The sequence below is a fragment of the Vibrio sp. 10N.222.46.A1 genome (assembly GCF_041473595.1).
In the GTDB taxonomy this organism is placed as follows: Bacteria; Pseudomonadota; Gammaproteobacteria; order Enterobacterales; family Vibrionaceae; genus Vibrio; species Vibrio tasmaniensis_A.
On record NZ_JBFRSN010001584.1, the window covers coordinates 1 to 1209 of the forward strand.

General features: G+C 30.9%; 1 protein-coding gene. It reads left to right on the top strand.

The genetic code is table 11. The annotated features are described in order from the left end of the window. Positions 1-22: 22 nt before the first annotated feature. A partial coding sequence (locus AB4496_RS28240) for an AAA family ATPase (protein WP_372133351.1) occupies positions 23-1209 on the top strand: 1187 nt, incomplete at its 3' end.

Consider the following 1209-nt stretch of genomic DNA (forward strand, 5'->3'; position numbering starts at 1 on the left):
GAGCAATGGGTTGGAATGTACTATGCAAAGAATTAGTTCTCAAGTTGCTAGTGTTTTCAAGCTTGTTTCACATGTTGATGATAGATATCGTGTTTTTCCTCAGCGCATGATTTGCTTATCTACAAGCCCATTTGATCGCTTTCCTTTGAATGTATCTAAATCACTTTCAAATGAAAGCATATATTCATACATTGGAATGAAGAATAGCAAACGTAGTAGCTCAATAGTTTCTTTAATTTCTAACGTTTTAGATAGCATGTTTAAAAAACCAGAAAAAATTGAGACAAACTTTGAAGTAATAAAGAAGACCTTAGAATACCTAGGATATGGTAATCGTATTCTTGTCTCGTATCGTTCAAATGTGAAGCTTGATGAAAATGATCTATCTAGGCGTAAAGTTTCTAAGTTACTAACCACATTTGATAATCCTATTTTTAATGAAAATCATATAGGAGGATTCGAGTGGGATAATAAAGTGGATGTTATTTATAATAGTATTCGAGTATTGCTTGATTCCAACAACGGAAAATGGAAAAAGATATTTAGTATTCCAATTAATTTTTCAAAAAACAATATTCTTGAAGATGATTATGTAAAAGCTATTCAAGTATTATCAAAAAGTGGGGTATTTTCTGTATCAAGTTTAAAACTATCTCAAGCCAATGATAACCGGAAGTTTGTTGATTTTATTGATGCTAGTTCAGGAGAGCAGTGTTTGGCTATGATGTTACTTGGCATTGCGAGTCAAATAGAAAACAACTCATTAATATGTATAGATGAACCAGAAATAAGCCTACATCCAGAGTGGCAAGAAGAATTTATTCCATTAATTAATGATCTATTTTCATTGTATTCTGGTTGTCATTTTGTGATCGCAACACACTCACCCCTTTTAGTTTCAAAACTATCTAGTGATAACTGCTTTATATTAAATTTGGATGAAAATATGTTGATTGATTCTTCAAAGTCAACAAGTTATTCATCAGACTATCAATTAGCAACTCTATTTAAATCACCGGGATTTAAGAATGAATATTTGGTTAGTGAGAGTCTTGATATTCTTAATACTCTTTCTAAATTTACGCCACTAAATTTTGAGCTTTTTGAAAGAATTAAATTGATTACATCTTTAAAGTCTCAAGTTTCATGCGAAGACCCTGTTCATTCTCTTATTACAACAATTGAAAGAGTTATGGAGGAGATTAATGA